This is a genomic window from Clostridium sp. RTP31139st1_H3_RTP31139_211217 (genome assembly GCF_040227035.1).
GTDB lineage: Bacteria > Bacillota > Clostridia > Clostridiales > Clostridiaceae > Clostridium > Clostridium saudiense.
In genome coordinates this window covers 1-15780 of the sequence record NZ_JBCOAB010000063.1, presented here as the reverse complement: position 1 = coordinate 15780, position 15780 = coordinate 1, and the positions used below count along the sequence as shown (strand labels likewise).

The 15780-nt window shown below is 26.1% G+C and carries 16 protein-coding genes; 6 read left to right on the top strand and 10 right to left on the bottom strand.

Features of this window, described 5'->3' with window-relative positions; translation table 11 throughout:
• Positions 1-137: 137 nt before the first annotated feature.
• A complete protein-coding gene (locus ABUA17_RS16855) occupies positions 138-617 on the top strand; it encodes a hypothetical protein (RefSeq protein ID WP_055275453.1) in 480 nt (159 codons plus the stop codon).
• Positions 618-859: 242 nt separating this feature from the next.
• Positions 860-1327, top strand: coding sequence for a hypothetical protein (locus tag ABUA17_RS16850; protein WP_195951797.1), 468 nt, complete (start codon positions 860-862; stop codon positions 1325-1327).
• An 88-nt stretch (positions 1328-1415) separates the two neighbouring features.
• Here ABUA17_RS16850 and ABUA17_RS16845 read toward each other — a convergent pair whose 3' ends face one another.
• A complete protein-coding gene (locus ABUA17_RS16845; RefSeq protein ID WP_195951796.1) occupies positions 1416-2366 on the bottom strand; it encodes an MFS transporter in 951 nt (316 codons plus the stop codon).
• A gap of 172 nt (positions 2367-2538) precedes the next feature.
• On the opposite strand from ABUA17_RS16845, the gene ABUA17_RS16840 reads away from it, so the two are divergent.
• The gene (locus ABUA17_RS16840) at positions 2539-3267 is read left to right on the top strand and encodes an HAD family hydrolase (protein ID WP_042400930.1); all 729 of its coding nucleotides are present in this window, start codon (positions 2539-2541) and stop codon (positions 3265-3267) included.
• A 126-nt stretch (positions 3268-3393) separates the two neighbouring features.
• Here ABUA17_RS16840 and ABUA17_RS16835 read toward each other — a convergent pair whose 3' ends face one another.
• The 7 genes from ABUA17_RS16835 to ABUA17_RS16805 all read right to left on the bottom strand — a co-directional run bounded on the left by ABUA17_RS16835 (position 3394) and on the right by ABUA17_RS16805 (position 11260).
• Positions 3394-4674 carry an MFS transporter gene (locus ABUA17_RS16835; RefSeq protein WP_042400933.1) on the bottom strand — a complete coding sequence of 427 codons (1281 nt, stop codon included), beginning with the start codon at positions 4672-4674 and terminating at the stop codon, positions 3394-3396.
• 10 nt (positions 4675-4684) lie between these two features.
• Positions 4685-5986 carry an alkaline phosphatase family protein gene (locus ABUA17_RS16830; protein WP_042400935.1) on the bottom strand — a complete coding sequence of 434 codons (1302 nt, stop codon included), beginning with the start codon at positions 5984-5986 and terminating at the stop codon, positions 4685-4687.
• A gap of 141 nt (positions 5987-6127) precedes the next feature.
• The gene (locus ABUA17_RS16825) at positions 6128-7555 is read right to left on the bottom strand and encodes a HAMP domain-containing sensor histidine kinase (protein ID WP_042400938.1); all 1428 of its coding nucleotides are present in this window, start codon (positions 7553-7555) and stop codon (positions 6128-6130) included.
• A gap of 5 nt (positions 7556-7560) precedes the next feature.
• Positions 7561-8244 (bottom strand): response regulator transcription factor, encoded by a 684-nt coding sequence (locus tag ABUA17_RS16820; RefSeq protein ID WP_042400942.1) that lies wholly within the window; start codon positions 8242-8244, stop codon positions 7561-7563.
• Positions 8245-8312: 68 nt separating this feature from the next.
• Positions 8313-9629, bottom strand: coding sequence for a putative periplasmic lipoprotein (locus ABUA17_RS16815; protein ID WP_042400945.1), 1317 nt, complete (start codon positions 9627-9629; stop codon positions 8313-8315).
• A gap of 279 nt (positions 9630-9908) precedes the next feature.
• Positions 9909-10748 (bottom strand): CvfB family protein, encoded by an 840-nt coding sequence (locus tag ABUA17_RS16810; protein WP_042400947.1) that lies wholly within the window; start codon positions 10746-10748, stop codon positions 9909-9911.
• A gap of 8 nt (positions 10749-10756) precedes the next feature.
• Complete coding sequence (locus ABUA17_RS16805) at positions 10757-11260, bottom strand: gamma carbonic anhydrase family protein (protein WP_042400950.1); 504 nt, start codon at positions 11258-11260, stop codon at positions 10757-10759.
• A gap of 133 nt (positions 11261-11393) precedes the next feature.
• Between ABUA17_RS16805 and ABUA17_RS16800 the strand changes: the two genes are divergently transcribed.
• Complete coding sequence (locus tag ABUA17_RS16800; protein WP_195951795.1) at positions 11394-12422, top strand: CehA/McbA family metallohydrolase; 1029 nt, start codon at positions 11394-11396, stop codon at positions 12420-12422.
• A 33-nt stretch (positions 12423-12455) separates the two neighbouring features.
• On the opposite strand, the gene ABUA17_RS16795 is transcribed toward ABUA17_RS16800, so the two are convergent.
• Positions 12456-12821, bottom strand: a complete 366-nt coding sequence (locus ABUA17_RS16795) for a hypothetical protein (protein ID WP_042400956.1) — start codon at positions 12819-12821, stop codon at positions 12456-12458.
• Positions 12822-13026: 205 nt separating this feature from the next.
• Between ABUA17_RS16795 and ABUA17_RS16790 the strand changes: the two genes are divergently transcribed.
• Together ABUA17_RS16790 and ABUA17_RS16785 are read left to right on the top strand one after the other, a co-directional pair.
• On the top strand, positions 13027-13494 hold the full coding sequence (locus tag ABUA17_RS16790; RefSeq protein ID WP_042400958.1) for an Lrp/AsnC ligand binding domain-containing protein: 468 nt from the start codon (positions 13027-13029) through the stop codon (positions 13492-13494).
• Between the two features lie 103 nt (positions 13495-13597).
• Complete coding sequence (locus ABUA17_RS16785) at positions 13598-13801, top strand: DUF378 domain-containing protein (protein WP_042400961.1); 204 nt, start codon at positions 13598-13600, stop codon at positions 13799-13801.
• A gap of 96 nt (positions 13802-13897) precedes the next feature.
• Here ABUA17_RS16785 and ABUA17_RS16780 read toward each other — a convergent pair whose 3' ends face one another.
• Complete coding sequence (locus ABUA17_RS16780; RefSeq protein WP_042400965.1) at positions 13898-15640, bottom strand: phosphoenolpyruvate carboxykinase (ATP); 1743 nt, start codon at positions 15638-15640, stop codon at positions 13898-13900.
• Positions 15641-15780: the final 140 nt, after the last annotated feature.

The following is a 15780-nucleotide window of genomic DNA, read 5'->3' as shown; positions in this document are numbered from 1 at the left end:
GTATAAAGGTAAAATTTGTTTTAATTTTACTATTTTTAGTGTACAATAAATATAATGATTGATGAACAATTGTATTATTATTCGAGGTAGTTTGATTTTTTAACTACCAGACTAAATTAGTAATTTATGGAGGGTGAATGAATAAAGTATATTTAGATGTAACAGGGTTAGAAAATGGTTTATGTATATTTGTAGAAGATAAAGAGATTATTCCAGCAGGTACTACTGTTTATTATTTAAGTTTAAGTGAAAAAAATGAAAATTATCAACAATATGCTGATGAATATGATATACATTTTATTTTTGATGATAATATTCCTAAATTATCATTTTATACAGTTCCTCAAGTAGATGTTTTTGCAACAGATAGTGAAGGTGGATTAATTGGAACTGTTGGTTCAATAACAGATTTAGAAAGTAATTCACCAATATGCTATATAAATAAAAATAAAAAATGTTTTCTCATTGCAAATGATTTTAAGAATTTCTTAGAAAGAACTGATAACTGGAAAAATCATCTTGAACCATACAATGAAATTATATTTTATAGTTCAAAATTAAAAGCTGAAAAAGAATTAGAATTTATTAATTTAAAAGAATTGATTGAGGAGTTTTAATCTATTATGTGATAAATTAAAGAATTAGATTTCAATAAGTAATATTAATTTAATAATTTATTTTGTAAAAGAAGTATCTTCTTTAATTTATGGCAAAGAAGTATTTTATATATACATGTTAATATGTGGGGAAAACCTTTGGAATTATATTGAAATTTATGTTAATATAGTATTAAATAAGCAAAGAATAGTTTTATTACACTGAATTGAGATTTAATAGTTAATTATTGGGGAGGGAATTTATGAAAAATATAAAATTGAAAAAAATAGTTTTAACATTTATGTTAAGCGGTACTTTTATATTAGCATTAGGAAATAATCATATTAGTAGTGCTTTAATTAATGAAAAAGGTGATAAATACTATATTATAGCATCATTACAAGGCTTTAATGATGAGAAAGGAATTGCTAAATGTAATTGTGGAATTTCATTTAAACAACATAAAGAAGACTTTGAATCACAATATAATAAAGCTTTTTCATCACAAAATACTAACAATATAATATGTGATTGTGGTGGTGTATTAAAAGAAAAACTATTAAATATAGGTGAATTAAATTATTCAAGCTCTAATGAGTGTATACATAATAAAAATGGGTGTGATTATTTATACAAAAAAAGAACCATAATATCATATACCTGCGAAAAATGTAATAGCTATTTTGAAGTTGATATTTATGATAACCAATTAGAATGTAATGGTATATAGTCAAACTATATAAGTATCAAATCGATTTGATGAATAATTTTAGTATATTACGATTCAAATAGGATGTCCATTTGGACATCCTATTATGTTATGCTAATTTCAACACTATTTTAAAACAAAGCCATAATATATAAATCCAAAATACAGAGTTTAAAATTGCTGCTATTCTTGGATAAATAATTATATTCTTTTTAAAAATCATTGTTGCCTTATCTACAAATAGCGAACCACAAACCAGTCCATATACTATAAATGCTACATAAAATGATGCTTTAGTTGTAGATACTCCATACACTGCAGTTAAATAATTTATTCCCCACAGGCCTGTAATTGTTGTAGTACATCCAACTAAGGTAAATAATACAAAAAAATTTCTCCAAGTTGCTTTTAATTTTAATACTTCTCTAATTGATTTAAATACATTAATCTTTATACTTTTAAGTTCTATTCCTTGTGGCTCAAAACCATATTCACGTGGAGAATTCTTAATATAAAACTTTATTATTATAGCTATTAAAACACAAATGCTACCCATTAAAATCACAGCTAGTCTCCATCCCATAAAACTTACTAAAATAGCTAATGGAAATGTTGCAATTACTCCCCCTAAATTTCCTATGAAAGATAACTTTCCAGATGCCTTCGTAAAATCATCTTTTTTAAACCATATAGTTTGAGCCTTTAAAACTGAAATAAATATAACTGATGTTCCAAGTCCAACTAATAATCTTCCTCCATAAGCTATTGTTACATTAGTTGCAATCCCTAATAAAATTGATCCTATTCCCGTTACCAATGCTCCATAATAACTTATTCTTTTATAACCTAAATAATCTAGTAATAACCCTGCAGGTATTTGCATAAATGCATATGTATAAAATGTAATTGAAGCAACATTTCCAAGTTCTGTTGCTGTTAATCCTAAATCTCTACTTAAATCTCCTGATATTACTCCAATAGCTCCTCTATGAAATAAAGACATCACAAATGAAATTGCCAATATACTCCATACTCTCCACTTATAAAAATTATAATTCACTTTTAACCTCCATATACTTCACTAATTTATATACTTTACTAATTTATATACTTTACAAATTTTATATTAATTTTATTAACAAATCAATTTTTGTAAAAAAATTCCCTATTTTCCATAACATAATGTTACAATAAATATATTAATATTTTTTTTATTAAGGAGATTATTTAATATGTATTCAAATTATATTTTCGATTTATATGGAACATTAGTAGATATTAATACAGATGAATCTAGCAAAGAGTTTTGGTACAAGCTTTCGTTATTCTATTCATTCAAAGGTGCTTTATATACGGCTGAAGAATTACAAACATCATATAATAATATGATAAAAACTAAATTACAAAGCTATACTAATACTAAATACCCTGACACACCACTTGAGCCTATTTTCAGTGAGTTATATAAACTTAAAGGAATTAATCCTTCTAAAGATCTTGTTATAGATACTGCTCATTTATTTAGAACATTATCAATAAAATATATTAAATTATATGATGGTGTAATTGAGCTATTAGAACTGCTAAAATCTAAAGGTAAAAATATTTATTTACTTTCTAATGCACAAAGAGTTTTTACTTTTTCAGAAATGAAAATGCTCGGAATTGAAAAATATTTTGATGACATTTTATTTTCTGCAGATTATGAAATATGTAAACCAGATATAAATTTTTACAATACATTAATAAAAAAGCATAACTTAGATATTAAAGATAGTATCATGATTGGAAATGATTATATTTGCGATATTGCTGGTGCAACTAATGCAGGACTTAATTCACTTTACCTACACTCTAATCTTTCACCTGAAATTAAAGGTCCTCTTACAAGCACCTATTCCATCATGAACATGGACATATCCAAAATATCCGAATTTATCATTGATAGTACGAAAAAATAAATATTAACTTGCATAAATTATATTAGTTTTATAACAATATATCTGGAAATAAAGAAAAAATAAATAGAATATATCCCAGGAATATTCTATTTATTTTTTTCCTATCATCATAAAGGCTCTTTACTTCTACATGCTTTCATTTGTAGTTATTACTTTATTACTTTCCTTAATATCTGGTACCTTCATCATAACAATACCACCTATAATAAATAAAATTATCAAACTTATTATTCCATTATTTGTTTTACCTGTTAATTGCGTAACTATCGCTACTAAGAATGGGCCTAATACTGCTGCAAATTTACCAAAAATACTATAAAACCCAAAATACTCTGCTGATTTCTCTTTTGGTACAAGCTTTGCAAAATATGATCTTGATATAGCTTGTATACCTCCTTGAGCTGACCCAACAAGCATTGCTAATATCCAAAAATCTAATACAGTTTTGATGAAGTATCCATAGCAGCAAATAAGAGCATAAGTTATTATTCCTGCCATTATTAGCTTTTTACCACCAAACTTTTCTGATAATTTTCCATAAATAATTGTAAATGGGAATGCAACAAATTGTGTTAGTAATAGTATTATTAGCAAGGAAATCATTGATATTCCTAAATCTGTACCATATGATGTTGCCATACTGATTATAGTATGAACACCATCTATATAGAAAAAGTATGCAATTAAAAATAACAATACTGCTTTATCCTTTTTTATATTCTTTAAAGTACTTCCTAAATCTTTAAATGAATTTTTTATAATATGACTTTGTTTTTCCACATAATATTTTTGATTAACATTCTTAACTAATGGTATTGTAAACACACCCCACCATATTGCTGTTATTAAAAATGTAATTTTACACGCCAATGTTAAACTCATATTAATTAAACCACTTTGAGATAACAAAACTACAACTATACAAAGTATAAAAGGAATAGTACTTCCTATATAACCCATACCATATCCCATAGATGATACATAATCCATCCTATCTTCTGTTGTAACATCAACTAAAAAAGCATCATAAAATACATTTGCACCACAAAATCCCACTGTACTTATTGTATAAATAACTAGTAAAGCAATTGGGTTATTTTCTGGTACAAAAACCAATAATACTGTTGCTATTAATCCAATGAAAAAAAATAAATTAAATAATTTCTTTTTATTTCCTTTATAATCAGCTATGTTACCCAATATTGGTGCAATCATCGCTACAATAAAGGTTGCTATTGATATAGTATAACCCCATAATGCTGTAGATGTTGCAGAACTCATACCACCTTGCTCTGCTACTAATTTAAAATAAATTGGTAATATTGTAGATGTAATTGTCATTGAATATGCCGAGTTTGCCCAGTCATATAAAATCCAGCTTTTTTCCTCTTTGTTTACCTTACTCATTCTCTTCCCCCTAAATATCTAATATTTTTTCTTCTGCCATACCATCTGCATCTTTTAAATCAATACCCAAAATTTTAGCAATTGTTGGTCCATGATTTATTAGTTTTCCATTTTCTAATACTATTCCACTTTTTATTCCTTTACCTGAAGCAATAAAAAATGTTTTATAATTATCTTTAGTAGGTAAATATCCATGTGCTGCCATTATTTTATGTTTTATCTTAAAAGACTTGTCCTGACTCAACTCTTCAATAGTTTTACCAAATAAATCATCTATAAAATAATAACCTTCTCTAGCTTCAACCATAAAAATAGCATCTCTATCTGCACCTAAATTACTTATTGAATCATTACTATAAATTTCTTCTATAGGACTATCTTTTTGATTTTTTAAATTATTTAATATTTCTTTTAATTTATTTATAATATCTTTATCATTTTTATTATTTAAATAAATATAACTACTACCATCACAACTTTTTGCTATAGCCTTATAACTTTTAACTTTATTATTTTTTACTTCTATAAGATTATTTTCCACTAATATTGAATTTAATCTAATTACACTGCTAACATCTATTTGACTATGATCTCCTAGAGCAATTATTGTTGAATCGTTATATATTCCAGAAATTTTTAATACTTCAACTATTTCTCCTAATCTATCATCATGTCGTTTCAATGCTTCAATGATTTGTTGACTTTTAACACCATACTTATGTTTTTGACTATCAACATCTACTAAATGAAGTAATAATAAATTAGGTTTTAATTCTCTAATTGTTTTCTTTGCAACTTCCATTGCAAAATTATCTAAATATGGTTGATCTATTCCGCTTCTTAAGTATCCAAATCTTTTATTCATACTTAACTGATAAAATATACTTCCTGCTAAAGCTGACTTTACTGCTTGATTATCATATTTTTTAGTACAGCATATCTCTGGCATATTATAAGTTATTTTACTTCTTGCAGTTACAGGCCATAAAATAGAACAAGTCTTCATCCCATTTTCCTCTGCTAAATCAAAAATCGTATCACCTTTGATATATTTTCTATACCAATACCAATCCGGATTATAACTTTTAAAATCTAAGATAGTATTATTTATGACCCCATGATTTTTAGGATACTTACCAGTCACTATCGTTGCATGCGCTGGATATGTTAAAGATGGATATATACTTTCCACATTTTTAATTAATGATCCCTCCTTTATTAATTTTGAGAAATTGGGCAGCTTACTTAAAAAATCCAAATCTTCTTTTGATACTGCATCAAAAGATATCACAATTACATGCTTCTTTTTCATTATGCCCTCCTAATATAACTCTACTTCATTATTGTTATATTTATTTTATTATAAAGTTAATTCTTTGTAAATTTTTTCCTTTTTTTGAATATTATTCTCACTTTTATTTTGTATATAAAAAGCAATCCCTAAAACCAATAATTAATTGATTCTAGGGATTATTAATTTAAAACTTATTATATTTTCTTCTATTGCATATTCTAATTTTAAATTATTATCTTCCGCTAGTTTATTACAGATATATAATCCTAAACCGGAGCTTGTTATTCCTTCCTTCTTCAGAACAATATCATTACTATGCTTAACAAATGGATCAAATAAATTATCTTTTATTTTTTCTGGTATCTCATAAATCTCATTAGATACTTCAGTGATACATTTATAATCATCTTCATAAACTTTTACTGTAATTTCTTTTCCTGCTGTATATTTAATAGCATTATCTATGAGATTTACTATTATCGTATTAATATCCTCTTTATTAGAAACTATATTTATATTTTTAATATCGACATTTAATTTAATCTGAGCTTTTATTATTCTAATATTCATATCAGATATTTTACTATTGATAAGATTTCCTAAATCAAACTCTTCTTTAACTATACTTCGCTTTACTTCTCCTCTTGATATTTCAAGAATATTTTTTACAAGAGAATTTAATTTATTGCTTTCTTTAATGATTCTGTCTAATGCTCTATCTCTAAACGCTTCTTCTATTTCACATATATCATTATCTATTAATAATTGAGTATATCCACTTATTGCAGTTATTGGCGTCTTAAGTTCATGTGTTGCATTATTAAAAAACTCTCTACTTTTATTTTGCTCATTAATAATAACTTTCATTTGATCCTTTATTTCATTTTTCATAAAATTAAAGTTATTTGCTAGTACTGCCACTTCATCTTTAGTTTCAATTTTAATATCTTCTAACTCTTCTCCTTTACCAAATCTTTCTATAGCTTCTGATAAATTATTTAATGGTTTAGTAAGATTACTAATCATTCCACCTATTACAATTATTAACATTATAAAAATTGCAAACTGCCCAATAAATATAGTCATTAATATTTTTGTATTTTGATTATACTCTTGAAAGTAATTTCGCTGAACAATAATATTACCATAATAGTTTTCTTCTATGTATATGGGATAATTAAATGTCGCAATATATGAATTTTTTTCCTTTGTTAACATAAGCAAAGATTTCTTATCTTCACTTTCTTCTAATATTAAATTTACTTTTTTCTCACTTAACAAATTTCCTCTGCTCTTTAATATTTCATCTTTCTCTAACACTATCGCTACATAATTTCCAAACATATTGTACAATCCATCAACTACATTCTTAGCTCCTGATTCTACTTCTAAATTACTTTCACTATTATCAATTTGAAGCATAGCAAAATTTCTTGCTATAAACTTTATATTATTCATATTATCTTGTATGGTGCTTTCTAACTTATTATTAATTATAAAAAATATATACACACTAAGAAAAACATTTAATATCCCAACTATTACTATAGACCCTAATGTAACTTTTCCTCTAATAGTATTAAACATTTCATTTACCTCATAACATATCCAACACCAAATACAGTCTCTATTACAGTGCTATTTTTTTCCTCTCCAAGTTTTGCTCTAACTCTCCTAATATGAACATCAACAGTCCTTAAATCACCCTCATATTCCTCTCCCCAAACTCTATCTAATAAATCTTCTCTTGAAAATACTATATTTTTATTTCTATACAAAAAGCTTAGCAAATCAAACTCTTTTTTCTTTAATTCAATTTCTATTCCATCTTTATAAACTTTTCTATCACTTAAACTTATAAATAAACCTTTATCTAATATTTCCTGGGTAATATTAGACATAATATTACTATTTTTATTAACTCTTCTAAAAATACTTTTTATTCTTGCTGTTACTTCTCTTATTTCAAATGGTTTTGTTATATAATCATCTGCTCCTATTTCAATACCAAGAATCTTATCTATAACATCATTTCTTGCTGTTAACATTATTATAAAAGCTTTATCACAAATTTCTCTGCAAACCTGAAATCCATCTTTGTCTGGAAGCATAATATCCAAAAGAACTAAATCCGGTTTAAAAGTATGTACCATTTCAATAGCATCTTCTCCTTTATATACCCCTCTAACTTCATAACCTTCTTTTCTTAAGGCAAAGGTTAATATATCATTAATTGAAATTTCATCTTCTACAACCAATATTTTTTGATTTTCCATCTTGTCCCCTTATTCTTATTAATACATTCTAAAGTTTTACATATTAAGAATTATATCACATATACTACTTATTCTATATTTAATTTATAAATCTCATACTTAGATTCATATTCATTTCTATAATAATTAATCATTGTCTTTTCATCCTCATCCATAATCGCATAAAAACTACTCCCACTTTCTACTTCATACATATATTCCACAATATTATTTTTTACCCTACATAAGTAACTTTTTCCTTCCATAGAATTGTAATCACTTCTATTTATAATTAAGTATTTATCTGAATTTAAATTTGAAATAAAATAACTTATATTATTTTTATCTTTTTCAAATACGTTAATTTCTTTACTATCTAAATTAAATAAAACATGTTCTATTTCTTCTGCATTAAAATTGCCATACTCATCAATTTCATTTGGAATATATGTTTCTAAAATAATACTATTATCTAAAACTTTAGAATCCCAAACTCTAATCAATCTATTATCATAGTCAAATTTATAATATAGTTTTATATCATAAATATCATTATCAATATTTATTTCATATATTTCATTCTGAAAATAACCTCCAATTGCATAAAATTTATTATTCTTTTTACTATAAAATACATCTGCAATTACAGGAAATTCTAATGCACTTAATTCGCCTCCATAAATTATTGATTTCTTATTTTCTAAATCAAATAGAACCATTAAACTTTGTACATTATCATATGAACTATAATCAATTTTATCGTAATACCATCCAGAGTTATCATTTCCAGTTTCTTCATCCTCTGAACCACCATTTGTAATTACTCTATAACCATAATTATTATTTTCTTCTATTACATTATAGCTACCTGAAGACATCATGCCTTGATTATCTTCATTCGTTAAAAATTCAATATTTATATTTCCATTTTCATCTTTAACTGGAGTAGCCACTTTAATTTCTTCTTTCTTTGTAATATTTATTTCTGGCAATTTCATTCTTTCTCCAGTAGCATTGTCTACCATATAATAATTATCATCTTTTTTCCCACCCCAGCCGATAGCAACTCTATTTTTATAACTCATATCTATATATTCTTCATACCCTGATATTTTACTTACTTTTACTAAGCCTTCCTCCTCAGAATAATATGAATTATACATCTCTTCGTCAGTCCAATTATCTGATAATTTCACTATTACTCCATATATCTTATCTTCATAAATAAATCCAGGTTCAAAAGTGTACCCTTCTTCTAAGGGTATATTTAATTCTTCCTTTGTTATCTTTTGGGAATTTCTAATTTCATCCATTAATACATTATCATTTACTACTATTGTCTTATCTTTTTCTGAACACCCAGTAAAAGTAAATATAATAGTTAAAAAAAATATATATTTTCTCATATTATTCACCTCTTTAAGAAATTTATATTAGATTATCGTTGTAACATTCCAAGCACTTCTAATGCTTTACTTTATACTTAAATTATAGTTCCTACTTTTTACATACTATAGTTTACTTATTGCTAAATTGTTACGTATCAAAAATATTTTATATTCAATATCAAAAAGAGCACTGTATTTACAGTGCTCTCCTTAAGAACGCAAACTTAAATATTTCAAATTTGCTTATAACTTTTATTACTTAAACTAAATGTACTACATATTACTTGAACCTTGTTACTAAATAAGTTTACTTCCTTCTTTATCTTGAGTAAGCTTTCCAGCCTTCATAAGACCACCTAAAGCCATCTTAAAGTAATTCTTACTAGTTCCAAAAGTTGCTCTTATATCTTCTGGATTAGATTTATCATTAAACTCCATAAATCCACCATTCTTTCTCATATATGCAACTATCTTTTCTTGAAGTTCATCTCTTTCACTTAATCTAGTCTTTCTTGGAGTTAATCCAATTACTCCATCTTCATAAAGTCTTTTAACTCTTAATTTCATTTCATATCCAGGATGCACTTCATCATAATACTCATTAGGTAAAACTAATCCTCTATACTTAGCATCAATTGCAACATTTAAAGTTCCTGATGGAGTCTTTGAAAATACCATTGCAGTAACTTCATCTCCAACTTTAAATGTTCCTTCTTCTGCAACATCAATATAAGGTTCAACTTCTGTTGTAGCTGCAAGTCTTCCTGTTTTATCTACATATATGTAAAATAAATATTTTTTTCCTGTATGTAATTTATATCTTTGCTCTTTTAAAGGCACAAATATATCTCTGTCTAATCCAAAATCAACAAATGCACCAAATTCCCCTTGATGTACTACTTTTAAGTATGCTACATCTCCTACTATTGCTAAAGGCTTTTTAAAAGTAGCTATTGGTCTATCTTTAGAATCTCTATATATAAATACAGTAACTTCTTTACCAACTTCTACCCCCATTCCTTCTGCTAAAGACTTTGGAAGCAAAACATCTTCTCTGCTTTGTTTATCCATTAAATAAAAACCAAAGTCCTTTTCTCTATCTACTATTAACGTATTGTATTCACCTATTCTTAACATATGTCCTCCTATTTTTTATATTTTTTACTTAAGCTAACATAATTATCAGCAGAACGTTGTATACTTTCAATTTCTGCTTCTGTTAGTTGCCTTATAACCTTTGCTGGATTTCCTAAGATAAGAACACCTTCTGGAAACTCTTTTCCTTGAGTAACTAAACTCCCTGCTCCTATAATAGTATTCTTTCCAATTTTAGCATTATTTAATATTATTGACCCCATTCCTACAAGTACATTATCACTTATACTACATCCATGAATAATTGTTCCATGACCTATTGTTACATTCTTTCCTATAATACATGGAGAATTAATGTCTACATGCACTACTGAATTTTCTTGAATATTAGTATTTTCACCAATAATGATATTATTCATATCACCTCTAAGTCTAGTACCAAACCATATATTTACGTTTTCTTCAACATTAACTTTTCCTATTATATCAACACTTTCAGAAATGTATGTATTTTTATTTATTCTAGGAGTAACTCCCTCAAAATCCATAATCATATTATTCAAACTCCCTTATCTTTGAAATTCACCATAAAGTTTCACTTTATTTTATCACCCTTTATAATTATTGTCATTATTTTAATGTGTTTAATACTATATATAAGTAAGTAATAATTTTTGAGGCGAATTTGTGGGTAAAAGTAAACATAAAAACAAAGTAAGTTTTGATCAAAATAAATTAAAATATTATTATGGTATTCCTCACTGTCATTCAAGCTATTCAACTGGGAAGGGTACACCATTAGATTTATATCAATTTGCAATCAAATGTAAATTAGACTTTTTATTTGTAACTGACCATAATGATTTTTTATCAAATAAAACTTCCGTAAAGGATAGCACTTTAACGAGATGGAACGCTACAAATTACTATGCTAATAAAATAAAAAAAAGCGAAGATGATTTTCTGCCTATTGTTGGGTTTGAATGTAAAACCATTCCTTATGGTGATTTTAATATAATAAACCCTTCTAATTACTTTACAGGTAGTATAAAAGACCTAAGACTATTAACTTTATGGATGTTAAATAACAATCAAGCTTTTATAATAATCAATCATCCACATAAAGAAGTTGGAAAACTTCGATATAGTGAATTCTTTAATAAAATAATAACATCTATAGAAGTGTATAATGGTAATCCCGCAAGTAAATATACAAAACATGAAAAATACTATTACCAATTACTTGATTATGGTTGGAAATTAGGTGCTATTAACGGGCAAGATAATCATAGAATTAATTTTGATCAAGCAGATTATCTTACAGCATATATTGCAAATGATTTATCAAAGAATTCATTAATTGATGCTTTTAGAAGCCATAGAACATATTCTACTGAATCAAGATTTTTAAAACTTCATTTCACAATTGATGAAACATTTATGGGTGAAACAATCTCAATATATTCACCTAAAATAAAGTTTTCTATTTTTACTGAAGATATTCGATATAAAATTAAAGAAATACAAATTCTTTCAAACGGAGGTACTATAATAAAAAAAGTAGATGATATAAATTTAAATAGTATAAAATATATTTATGAACACCAAAACTCTCCAAAAGAAACTTGGTATGTAATAAAAGTCTTACAAGAAGACAATAAAACTGCTGTAAGCTCACCTATCTTTATTAATCATTTAAATGTTAATCACATTTAAAAATAATAAAAGCGCCTTTAAATGGCGCTTTTATTATTTTTTATTATTTGTGTTATTTTGTGCATTATTCAAATGCTTAACTCTATTTGGCTTAGCTTTTGGTCTTATTTCTATCTTTTTCTCTTTTTGCTTTGGTCCACCAGTTGTAACAATATCCATAAACCATAAAAAGAAAGTAACTGTTAATATTGTTAATAAAAATGATACCCATACAATATTTTTACCTAAAATAGCAGGCATAAATATTTGTAAAATAAATAATACTATTGCAATTCCTAGTGGTATATATTTATTTATTCTAACTTTAGAAAATACATATTTTCTACCTAAAAACATTACACCAAATACTATAGCTAATAAAACTAAAAAATATAATAGTGTTCCTAAAAAATTCGCCATTAATCGTTCTCCTTCCTATTATCTTTCTACTATATATATTACTGTCAAATTTACATATTTTCAAGACGCTTTTATTTCCATATATTGATAATTTATTAATGTTATTATTCTTTTTTATAATAATATTACTTTAATGCTTCATTTTTTATGTAAAATTTGATAAAATATATTAAAGATATTATAAATTTATTAAAGGGGTGTTATTATGGGTTTAAGCCAAGCCTATCAACTTGATGATTTAGATCTTCAAATTTTAGATATATTAATAAAAGATTGTAGAACGCCATATTTAGAAATCGCTAGATTATGTCATGTAAGTGGTGGAACTATTCACGTTCGTATGAAAAAAATGGAGGAGCTTGGAATAATAAAAGGTACAAAAATACTTTTAAATCTTCCTAAGCTTGGATATGATGTTTGCTGCTTTGTTGGTATTTACATCGATAAAACATCATCATTCTCTGAAGTTTTTGACGAAATGTCTAAAATTAAGGAAGTTGTAGAATTACATTTAACAACAGGAGATTATTCTGTATTTGCTAAAGTTATTTGTAAAAATATAAGCGATCTTCAAGACATATTATTAAATAAGATAAATGTAATTTCAGGAATTCAAAGAACTGATACTATAATTTCCTTAAATCAACCTATTGATAGAAATATTTCTATTTAATAAAACGGAATAATATTTTAAAGTAATACAGTCTTCTCATGAATATATATGACTCTTTTGGAAAAGATAAGTATGTTATCAAAACTAAAGGAGTTGTTTTTTTATGAAAATTTTAGATACTATAGTACTTTGTCTGGTTATCATTGGTTCTGTTAACTGGGGATTAATAGGCTTCTTCCAATTTGATCTTGTAGCAGCAATCTTTGGTGATATGACTATGTTTAGTAGAATAATCTATGCGATAATAGGTATCTGTGGATTATATGCTATTTCATTTTTTGCTAAAGATAGGTTTATAAAAAAATAAGTTAGTTAATATGTATAATAAAAAATAACTGGATTATATTCAAAAATTAATATAATCCAGTTATTTTTTCACCATTATATGCTGATTAACAATTTGTTATAACTCTTTAATTATTTCAAATAAATCTAGAGCTGCCTTTCTTGGTCCTTGTTGCTCTTTTCCTTTAATACCTAAGCAAGTTTTTATTTGTCCGACTTTTACATTTCCATTAAACATAGTATTAAAATACTTCTCTATCAATATGTCTGTTTCTTCTTGCTTTTGTGCTGGTCCAAATGGATTTGCGAAATAACTTTGTACCAGCCCTTCTTCAGTTGTAGTTCCTTTGGCCATTCTTGGTCCTGTTTTAAATAGTTTTTTTGCATCTTCTACATTATCAAAATAATCTATAGATTTTTCTCCTTCTGAAACATCAGTAAAATTATTAGCATATAATAATACATCAATTTTATATCCTTTTACTATTTCACTATAAGGTGAAACTGGCATTACTAACCTTGCATTAATCTTATCCGGATTCATAAATATACTTCTATCTATTTCTCTAAATGCATATCCTTGAGCTAAATCATCTAATCTAACAAAAGCTCCTATTTCTGTACCATAGCCATAAACCTCACCATTAATTTCCTTAAATGTTCCCATATCATCAAAAATTACAGTCATATTACTTATATACTCTTCACTCATTGTTCTAAATGCTTCAAGGCTTTCAGATTTACCTGCCCCACTATCCCCCATAATCACAACATTTGCATGTTTTCCATTTTTCATTTGTATATTAACCATAGCTCCATGTATAGGTAAATTTCCTCTTTTAATCATTATTAAATTATGCAATGTCAAAATCATTTTTTTCATATATCCAAAATAATCTATTTCTTCTGAATAATTAACATAACCTAGCATAATATTATTTTCATCATCATCATAAAAAACAGTTTTTAATTCTTCTCCATCATTTATACCAAATACATATATAATATCTGGTCTTCTACCCCTACATTCTTCCTTAGTCGCTACTTCAAATAAATTACACAATGTAATTCCATGATTCATATAATCTCTATGAAAATAAACATAAGCTATTAATTCACCTACTTTAATAGGACAACAGAACCAATGATCCTTATTTATATGTGTATACTTTAATGGATTTTCTTGTACTTCTGTAAACATTCCATTTCTAGTATTTTTCTTTGGATAAGTAATAAATGGTGGTTCTAGTAAAATGCAATCAATAAAATTTATATCCTCTAAAATTTCATATCCTCTTGGGATTGGCCATAGTAACTTATTAATCATAATGCTACAATTTCCACCAGCCGTAAGTTGTCTAAATACTAAAGGATATCTACCTAATACATTTTGCTCAATTTTTCTGTAAAACTTTAATATTAGCTTTTCAAAAGATGAATTTGCTTCGGTAAAGTTCATAGCAGCAAGTCCTTGACTAATTTTATCATTTTGTATTATCGTATATCTTTCTAATCTTCTCCAAAATAAATAAAAATCTTCAATTACCTTAATGAAATCTTCTTTACTTCCTAATAGCCCCTCATATTTAGGATTAAACTCCACTATCTCCTTTACATCCATTATTGTTAACCATTTAAACACTTGAGTCATATCTTCTCTTAATCTTGATAAATCAGTAGTATTTAATGAGCTTACTAAATATCTGTATGATAATGTTCTTTTCTTTTCTGCTTTTTTTAGATAAACACTTAAAACTCTTCTAAAGCCTTCACTCTCTAATAAGCTTTCAAAATTATTACAATATCTAGCCGAAAAATTCATCAATACTTTATCATTGCTTATTGAAAATTCTTTTTTCATATTTCTCCCCCTAATTATTTTTTTCGATCTGTTAAGTTATATGAACATTGCTCTTCTCAGCCCAAGGAAATACAATAAGTTTGCGAGACTAAATAATACCCCCTTTGAAAAGGAGAGAAGAACAATGAGCAAAACTAATA

Bases quoted from the DNA above. Each gene is read 5' to 3' on its own strand.
- ABUA17_RS16835 (WP_042400933.1), bottom strand. From the start codon at position 4,674: ATGAGTAAGGTAAACAAAGAGGAAAAAAGCTGGATTTTATATGACTGG.
- ABUA17_RS16805 (WP_042400950.1), bottom strand. From the start codon at position 11,260: ATGATTATGGATTTTGAGGGAGTTACTCCTAGAATAAATAAAAATACA.
- ABUA17_RS16840 (WP_042400930.1), top strand. From the start codon at position 2,539: ATGTATTCAAATTATATTTTCGATTTATATGGAACATTAGTAGATATT.
- ABUA17_RS16850 (WP_195951797.1), top strand. From the start codon at position 860: ATGAAAAATATAAAATTGAAAAAAATAGTTTTAACATTTATGTTAAGC.
- ABUA17_RS16785 (WP_042400961.1), top strand. From the start codon at position 13,598: ATGAAAATTTTAGATACTATAGTACTTTGTCTGGTTATCATTGGTTCT.
- ABUA17_RS16820 (WP_042400942.1), bottom strand. From the start codon at position 8,244: ATGGAAAATCAAAAAATATTGGTTGTAGAAGATGAAATTTCAATTAAT.
- ABUA17_RS16815 (WP_042400945.1), bottom strand. From the start codon at position 9,629: ATGAGAAAATATATATTTTTTTTAACTATTATATTTACTTTTACTGGG.
- ABUA17_RS16810 (WP_042400947.1), bottom strand. From the start codon at position 10,748: ATGTTAAGAATAGGTGAATACAATACGTTAATAGTAGATAGAGAAAAG.
- ABUA17_RS16830 (WP_042400935.1), bottom strand. From the start codon at position 5,986: ATGAAAAAGAAGCATGTAATTGTGATATCTTTTGATGCAGTATCAAAA.
- ABUA17_RS16825 (WP_042400938.1), bottom strand. From the start codon at position 7,555: ATGTTTAATACTATTAGAGGAAAAGTTACATTAGGGTCTATAGTAATA.
- ABUA17_RS16790 (WP_042400958.1), top strand. From the start codon at position 13,027: ATGGGTTTAAGCCAAGCCTATCAACTTGATGATTTAGATCTTCAAATT.
- ABUA17_RS16855 (WP_055275453.1), top strand. From the start codon at position 138: ATGAATAAAGTATATTTAGATGTAACAGGGTTAGAAAATGGTTTATGT.
- ABUA17_RS16780 (WP_042400965.1), bottom strand. From the start codon at position 15,640: ATGAAAAAAGAATTTTCAATAAGCAATGATAAAGTATTGATGAATTTT.
- ABUA17_RS16795 (WP_042400956.1), bottom strand. From the start codon at position 12,821: ATGGCGAATTTTTTAGGAACACTATTATATTTTTTAGTTTTATTAGCT.